Genomic DNA, 7474 nt, shown 5'->3' on the forward strand with positions numbered 1-7474 from the left:
CGAGACGGTGAAGAACTTCTTCGGCCGTGAGCCGCACCGCGGTGTGAACCCGGACGAGGTCGTGGCGCTCGGCGCGGCGATCCAGGCCGGCGTGCTGAAGGGCGACGTCAAGGACGTCCTGCTGCTCGACGTGACCCCGCTGTCGCTCGGTATCGAGACCCTGGGCGGCGTCTTCACCCGTCTGATCGACCGCAACACGACGATCCCGACGAAGAAGAGCCAGACCTTCTCCACCGCCGAGGACAACCAGACCGCCGTGACGATCCGGGTGTTCCAGGGCGAGCGCGAGATGGCGGCCGACAACAAGCTGCTCGGCCAGTTCGATCTCGTCGGCATTCCGGGCGCGCCGCGCGGCGTGCCGCAGATCGAGGTCACCTTCGACATCGACGCAAACGGCATCGTCAACGTGTCGGCCAAGGACAAGGCGACCGGCAAGGAACAGCAGATCCGTATCCAGGCCTCGGGCGGTCTCTCCGACGAGGATATCGAGCGGATGGTCAAGGAAGCGGAAGCCAATTCCGAGTCCGACAAGGCCCGGCGCGAGCTGGTCGAAACCAAGAACCAGGCCGATGCCGCCGTTCATGGCACGGAGAAGATGCTTGCCGAACATGGCGACAAGATCTCCGAGGCCGAGCGGGGTGAGATCGACGGCCACCTGACCGCCCTGCGCACCGCGATGGAAGGCGAGGACGGCGCCGAGATCAAGGCCAAGATGGAAGCGCTCCAGCAGGCCTCGATGAAGCTTGGCGAAGCCATGTACAAGGCGCAGCAGGATGCCTCTGCCGGTGAAGCCGGCCCGGATATGGGCGGCGACGCGGGCGGCTCGGGCTCCGCGGGCGGCGGGAACGCGTCCAGCGACGACGTCGTGGATGCGGACTTCGAAGAAGTCGACGATCAGAACCGCGACAACAAGTCCGCCTGATCCCAACGGTTCGGGCGGAGGATCAGATGACCAGTTCCTGGCATCGTCCTCCGCCCGGTTCCGATCCGGAAAGGCAGGCGGTTCACATCTTTGCCGGACTGCCGACACCGTTGCGGGGACGATGACGCGCTATGGCAAAAAGAGATTACTACGAAGTTCTGGGGGTCCAGCGCGGCGCTTCCGATGCGGAGATGAAATCCGCCTATCGCAAGCTCGCCATGCAGTATCACCCCGATCGAAATCCGGACAATCCAGACGCGGAAGCCAAGTTCAAGGAGCTGAACGAGGCCTATGACGTCCTGAAGGATGAGCAGAAGCGGGCGGCCTACGACCGTTTCGGCCACGATGCCTTCGAGGGCGGCATGGGTGGTGCCGGCGGAGGTGCCGGGTTCGGCGGTGCCGGCTTTGGAGGTTTCGCCGATATCTTCGACGAGATGTTCGGCGATTTCATGGGCGGACGGCGCGGCGGCAACCGGCGTGGCTCCGACCTTCGCTACAACATGTCGATCACGCTTGAGGAAGCCTTCAGGGGCAAGCAGGCCGAGATCCATATTCCGAGTTCCGTGCAGTGCGAGGAGTGCCACGGATCCGGTGCCGAGAAAGGCACCGATCCGGTGACCTGCACGACCTGTCACGGACACGGGAAGGTGCGGGCCCAGCAGGGCTTCTTCACGATCGAGCGGACCTGTCCCCATTGCGGCGGCAACGGCACGCGGATCGAGAAACCGTGCAAGACCTGCGGCGGTGCCGGCCGCACCCAGAAGGAAAAGACCCTGTCGGTGAACATTCCGGCGGGTGTCGAAGACGGCACACGGATCCGGCTCAGCGGCGAGGGCGAGGCCGGCTCCCGCGGCACGCCGCCGGGCGATCTCTACCTCTTCCTCTCCATCGCCGAGCATCCGATCTTCAAGCGCGAGGGCGCGGATGTGTATTGCCGCGTCCCTCTGCCGATGACGACGGCTGCGCTCGGCGGACAGATCGAGGTTCCGACCATCGAGGGCGGGCGTGCCCGCATCCAGGTCGGACCTGGCACCCAGACCGGCAAGCAGTTCCGTCTCAAGGGCAAGGGCATGTCGGTTCTGCGCAGCCCGGCCCGGGGCGATCAGTATGTGGAGGTCGCGGTCGAGACCCCGGTGAATCTGACAAAGAAGCAGCGTGAGCTGCTGGAGGAATTCGCCGGCGAGCAGAACGAGAAGACCAGTCCGCAGTCGGCCGGATTCTTCGACAAGGTGAAGGAGCTCTGGGATGACCTGAGGGAGTAATCCCTTTTCGAGCTGCTCTCTGGTCCAGGACGCCGGCCCATCGAGGCCGGCGTTTTTGTTTCCAAACCGGTAGGGCCGCTGTCTCAGCGAGAATCCGGTCAGGCGCCGGAAGCACCGGTATACCCTTGGGTATTACCCGTTGATCCATTGATTATCTTGACTCTATTTCTATCGCAGTGACGATCGCGCGACCCTCATGCCGGAGGAACTCCAGCGCTGCCCGGCGGATCGCCAATGCGTAGCGTACCGTGAAGCGTTCGGTATTGGACATCTCTCGCAGCGGTAAGGCCAGAAGCGCCCGGATCTCCTGGTTCAGGACACCGACCCGCTCTTCCATCAGCCGCTCGACTTCCCCCGGCCCGGCGAGATCGGAAAAATAGACTGCCGCCAGGAAGTCCGATCTGAGGCGTTCATCCGCCCCCGATGCGGCAACCCGTTCACATAGCAAGTTACGACCAGCGTCGGTAATTTCAAACTGACGCTGCTCCAGAGACGCGTTCGGCGTGCCGGTCTCCGTGACAGCGCCGCGGGCCTTCAATTTGGCGAGGGCGGGATAGAGCGCCCCGGTGCTCACACTCTGGAAATGCGCGAAATCGGCGTTGATCCGGCGCTGGATCTGGTATCCGTTCGCCGGGCCCTTTGACAAGGCGCCGAGAATGATATCACTGATTTCAAACATTTTATCAGCTCGATATATCATAAGAAAGCCATCGAATCGAGAGCATTGAACGGGATTTTGCAGCGGCCTCGCCTGCGGGCTCGACAGGGGCGGAAAAGGCGGCTACGCCTTGCAGGGATCGCAGGAGAGCCGGGAGGGCCTCGAAATGGCAGCAGTGAAGATCGGAATCATGGGCGTCGGCGGCTTCATGGGCCGGATGATCGCGAAACAGGTGCACCAGACCGAGGGCGCAATCATCGCCGGTGGTACGGTACTCAAGGGTAGTGCTGAAGAAGGTGTTGAAATATCGAAGCTTTCTGGTTTCGACGGAGACACTCCCAAAACCACTTCCGATGCCATGCCTGTCTTTGCCGACGCCGATGTCGTGATCGATTTCACCTCTCCGGAGGCGACGGTCGCCCATGCGAAGCTGGCGGCGACGTCGGGGACGGCGTTCGTGGTCGGAACCACCGGCCTGACGCCGGAGCAGGAAGCAGAGCTCGCCCAGGCCGCGAAACACATCCCGCTCGTCTACGCGCCCAACATGAGCCTGGGCGTGAACCTGTTGTTCGATCTGGTGAAGAAGGTCGCGGCGGCTCTCGATGAAAGTTTCGATATCGAAATTGTCGAGATGCATCACCGCCGTAAAGTCGACGCCCCATCGGGTACGGCGCTCGGTCTCGGCAAGGCGGCCGCCGCCGGGCGCGGCGTGACGCTTGAGGAGAAGGGCGTGCTCTCCCGCGAAGGCGTCACCGGGCCGCGGGAATCCGGGCAGATCGGTTTCGCGACCCTGCGCGGGGGAGACGTCGTTGGCGATCACACAGTGATTTTCGCCGGACCCAACGAGCGCATCGAGCTGACCCATAAGGCCGCCAGCCGGGAAATCTTCGCTTCCGGCGCGGTGCGTGCCGCGATCTGGGCGGCCGGGCGCGAGCCGGGTCTCTACGCGATGCCGGACGTGCTGGGGCTCTAAAAGGTCCGTTAAGCAGTCAGGCGGGGCGGAGACCGGCGAGGGCGGCGCGCAGACTGTCCGCCAGTTCGGACTTCTCCGGCGGGGACAGGAACGCGCCGACTTCGAGGCTGCGGCCGTGGCTTCGCAGAATGAGCCGGTTCTGGCCGCTGCGCTCTTCTTCGACGAGCACGTTCAGCCAGTACGGCTGCAGATCCTCGGCGAGCACGCGGCGTCCGCGTACGAAACGCTCCACAGAGAGTGCGCTGGCGGTCAGCTTCAAGGTCTCGTAACGCCGCGCGTCGCGGTAGCTGAGACGGAAGGCGACATAGATCAGCAGCACATCGAGCCCGAGAAAACCGACCACGGGCCAGGCGCCGGCGATCCAGAACAGAATACCGATTGCGGTGCTGCAGCCGGCAATCGCGAGCATCAGGATGAGGAAACCGGTGGGCGAAAGGCTCCTGTGCGGATAGAGGACGGCGTCGAAGACCGGCTCGTCCCGTCCCGCCGGCGCTGAATCGTCGAATTTGTCCATTTCTCGCGCCCGGCTCTGTTGCATGGCGATTCCCGAAGGCTCTAACCTGTGGCCGCCGCGCCGCAAAGACAAGAGACAAGCAGGGCGCGGCGTTTCCGCGCAGGAGAGTACCGGACCCATGGCCAGACGGATGACGAACGCGGCGGTCGACGCCTTTTTTCAGCGCCTGAGCGACCGCGACCCCGAGCCCGTGGGCGAACTGAATTACGTCAATCCATATACCCTGCTGGTGGCCGTCGTGCTGTCCGCCCAGGCGACCGATGTCGGCGTCAACAAGGCGACGGGCCCGCTCTTCAAGGTTGCCGATACGCCGGAGAAGATGGTCGCGCTCGGCCTGGAAAAAGTCCGCGACCATATCAAGACGATCGGCCTGTTCAATTCGAAGGCCAAGAACGTCATCGCGCTCTCTGAAATCCTGATCCGCGAGCATGACAGCCAGGTGCCAGAGGACCGGGAGACGCTGGAGAAGCTCCCCGGCGTCGGGCGCAAGACCGCGAACGTGGTGCTCAACATCGCCTTCGGCCAGCCGACCATCGCCGTCGATACCCACCTTTTCCGTGTTGCCAACCGGACCGGCATGGCGCCGGGAAAGACCCCGCTAGCGGTGGAAAAGGCGCTGGAGAAGAGGATCCCGGAAAAATGGCTCCTGCACGCGCATCACTGGCTGATCCTGCACGGCCGTTACATCTGCAAGGCGCGGAAGCCGAATTGCCCGGTCTGTCCGGTCAGCGATCTCTGCAATTTCAAGGACAAGACGGTCGAGCCGGCCTGAGGGCGCCGGGGTTCAGTTCCGTGCGGAGCGCGATATGCCCTGGCGGAGCAGAGTGACGAAACACTCGTCCCGAGCCACTTCCTGATCCTGGCGGGAGCGGAATTCGTAGTAGGTGACCGCGAGACTCTGGTCGATTTCATAGAGGAATAGATCGAGGACGCAGGCCTCGGTCCTGTATTGCCAGACCTCCGCGGACATGTCCCGGCGCACGAAGGCCGGTTCGCCGAGGATCGCCGAAAGATCCCGGCGGCGCAGGTCGAGCAGCCGGCTCGGGTCCCGCTCGGCCGCGCTGAAGCCGGGCGGAAGCTGTGCCGTGGCCTCGGGGGTCGGACGGCGCGCCGGTTCGCCGACCGGCGCGATCTTGCCGGCTTTGGTGACGGGAGTCTGTGCGCTGTTTGCGTCGGCACGGCCCGCATCGCCGGTCTTCTGGACCTCGCTGCCGCAGGCGTGCAATGCGATCGCGATCAGGACGCTCAGGAAAAAACGCACGGTGAAATCAGTCTCCGTGAGAGCAGGTCAGGAACCCGCGTCGTCCTTGTAGGTCGTGATGGTGCCATCGATCTCGCCACCGAGTTCGACTTCCAGCCGGCCGAATTGCACGGTGCCCTTGACGTGACCCGTGCTGCGGACGCGCAGCGTATCACGGACCATGAGGGTTCCTTCGAAATGTCCGCCGATTACCGCTTCGTCTATGATCACCTTGCCCTTGAAGCGGCCGGTCTCCGTCACTTCGAGATGGCGGCTGTTTTCCAGCGTGGCATCGACATTGCCCTCGACGACGAGAGAGTCGCAGGCGGTGATCTCGCCGGTCAGCGAAATCTCCGGTCCGACCGTCAGCTTCTTGGCCTCACCGCCGCGCGGCGGCGTGCCGCGCCGGCTGGGCGCGCCCGGAAGATCGAGGGTCCGGCGCGGGATTTCCGGGACGTAACCGGATGAGGAAGGTTTGCTCGGCTGCATTTTGGACTCCCCGTCCGGCTTCTCTGATTTGACCTCTGCGAAGGACGGCGCCGCCGGTTCCAAGCGGTCCTCCGCACGAGGCTCCCGCGCACTCACGCCGGGAGTGGTCTCTCCGCCGCTGCCCATGGTAGCCCCGGAGCCGGATTTTTTACGCCGAAACATCAGATCGTCAACTCATATGTGAAGATTGGGATCAACGGTCATCGACCTTAATACTCAAAGGTTTATTATCATTTCTTCATGTCGTTCCGCAAGTATTCGAAGCGATGCAGCATAAAAGCGGTCGCAATGACGGGTCCGGCGAGGTTCAGGACCGGGATCGTCATGATCGCGGCGATCAGCACGCCACTGAGAAATATCGATCCCGCTTTCCGCTTTCGCAGGGCTTTCGCCTCCGCCGGTTCCATGCGGCGCATGGCCACCATCTCGAAGAATTCCCGTCCAAGCAGATAGCCGTTCGCGCCATAGAAAAGCACCAGGTTGATGCCGGGCAGCAGATAGAATGGCAGCAGCACGAGATTCACCAGAATGGTGATCCCGAGAAAGCGCAAGCCTTCGAGAACGGCTTCGCCGAGCGGCTGGGGCCGTGCGGGACCGAGATTCGGATAGTGCCGAGCTTCGACGGCCTTCGACACGGAGTCCAGAAACAGGCTTGAGATCGCGTTCGAGGCACCGGGGAAGAAGAGGAGGCCGAGCACGATCACCACCAGGCCACCGACCCAGGCGAGGAGGTCGTCAACCCAGCTGCCGAAATAGGCAATGAGGTCCAGCAGGTACCAGGCCGCAACGCCGAGCACCAGGATGGTCGCGAGCGAGCCGATAACGCTCAGGATGATCGGATTGCGCAGCTTCGGATCGGAAAGCTGGCCGAGTGTGGCCGTCAGGGCTGAAAACATCGATCCTCTCTTCTCATCTGTCCGTTCCGCGACCGAATAGATGGGGTCGCATGGGCAGGGACCAAGCATTTCGTGCCCCTAAGAGCACAGTGCTCCGGCGAGTACAAGGCTTGTCCGGTGAAGCGTCTTCCAATGCCATCGCCGCTCCAGTACCTTGTCGCCCGAATTCGGCGGACAGCAGTTCCGCGATCCAGTCCCTCACCTTGCTTCCGGGAGCCGCCCGCGTATGTCAGCCAAGACCATCGACGTTACCTGCATCGGAAATGCCATCGTAGACGTCATCGCCCGAGCCGATGACAGCTTCCTCTCGGAGAACGGGATCGAGAAGGGCGCGATGAACCTGATCGATGCAGAGCGCGCCGAGAGCCTCTACGACAAGATGGGCCCGGGGATCGAGATGTCCGGCGGATCCGCGGGAAACACCGCCGCCGGGATCGCTGCGCTCGGCGGTGCCGCGGCCTATATCGGCAAGGTGCATGACGACGTCCTCGGCAAGGTCTTCCGCCACGACATCACGGCG

General features: G+C 63.3%; 9 protein-coding genes and 1 pseudogene. 5 read left to right on the forward strand and 5 right to left on the reverse strand.

Annotation, left to right across the window (positions count from 1 at the left end; all coding sequences use genetic code 11):
* Together JJ959_RS21065 and dnaJ are read left to right on the forward strand one after the other, a co-directional pair.
* Positions 1-922, forward strand: a 922-nt coding sequence (locus tag JJ959_RS21065; RefSeq protein ID WP_292888387.1) for an Hsp70 family protein, incomplete at its 5' end; no start/stop codon positions are given.
* A 131-nt stretch (positions 923-1053) separates the two neighbouring features.
* On the forward strand, positions 1054-2184 hold the full coding sequence (gene dnaJ, locus JJ959_RS21070) for a molecular chaperone DnaJ (RefSeq protein ID WP_292888389.1): 1131 nt from the start codon (positions 1054-1056) through the stop codon (positions 2182-2184).
* A gap of 151 nt (positions 2185-2335) precedes the next feature.
* Here dnaJ and JJ959_RS21075 read toward each other — a convergent pair whose 3' ends face one another.
* Entirely contained in the window at positions 2336-2884 is a 549-nt protein-coding gene (locus tag JJ959_RS21075; RefSeq protein WP_292888392.1) for a PadR family transcriptional regulator, read from the reverse strand.
* Between the two features lie 133 nt (positions 2885-3017).
* Between JJ959_RS21075 and dapB the strand changes: the two genes are divergently transcribed.
* Positions 3018-3815: a 4-hydroxy-tetrahydrodipicolinate reductase gene (gene dapB / locus JJ959_RS21080; protein WP_292888406.1), complete on the forward strand. Its 798-nt coding sequence runs from the start codon at positions 3018-3020 to the stop codon at positions 3813-3815.
* A 16-nt stretch (positions 3816-3831) separates the two neighbouring features.
* On the opposite strand, the gene JJ959_RS21085 is transcribed toward dapB, so the two are convergent.
* Positions 3832-4329, reverse strand: a complete 498-nt coding sequence (locus tag JJ959_RS21085; protein ID WP_292888395.1) for a DUF2244 domain-containing protein — start codon at positions 4327-4329, stop codon at positions 3832-3834.
* 130 nt (positions 4330-4459) lie between these two features.
* Here JJ959_RS21085 and nth point away from each other — a divergent pair, with 130 nt between their 5' ends.
* Positions 4460-5101: an endonuclease III gene (nth, locus tag JJ959_RS21090; RefSeq protein ID WP_292888408.1), complete on the forward strand. Its 642-nt coding sequence runs from the start codon at positions 4460-4462 to the stop codon at positions 5099-5101.
* Between the two features lie 12 nt (positions 5102-5113).
* On the opposite strand, the gene JJ959_RS21095 is transcribed toward nth, so the two are convergent.
* From JJ959_RS21095 to JJ959_RS21105, 3 genes are all read right to left on the reverse strand, one after another.
* Positions 5114-5590 carry a hypothetical protein gene (locus JJ959_RS21095; protein ID WP_292888398.1) on the reverse strand — a complete coding sequence of 159 codons (477 nt, stop codon included), beginning with the start codon at positions 5588-5590 and terminating at the stop codon, positions 5114-5116.
* Positions 5591-5617: 27 nt separating this feature from the next.
* Positions 5618-6058 carry a polymer-forming cytoskeletal protein gene (locus JJ959_RS21100; protein ID WP_292888401.1) on the reverse strand — a complete coding sequence of 147 codons (441 nt, stop codon included), beginning with the start codon at positions 6056-6058 and terminating at the stop codon, positions 5618-5620.
* Between the two features lie 230 nt (positions 6059-6288).
* The gene (locus JJ959_RS21105) at positions 6289-6954 is read right to left on the reverse strand and encodes an EI24 domain-containing protein (RefSeq protein WP_292888404.1); all 666 of its coding nucleotides are present in this window, start codon (positions 6952-6954) and stop codon (positions 6289-6291) included.
* 226 nt (positions 6955-7180) lie between these two features.
* On the opposite strand from JJ959_RS21105, the pseudogene JJ959_RS21110 reads away from it, so the two are divergent.
* A pseudogene (locus JJ959_RS21110) lies at positions 7181-7474 on the forward strand (adenosine kinase); the annotation flags it as partial.

This window comes from Nisaea sp. (assembly GCF_017640745.1).
Taxonomy (GTDB): domain Bacteria; phylum Pseudomonadota; class Alphaproteobacteria; order Thalassobaculales; family Thalassobaculaceae; genus Nisaea.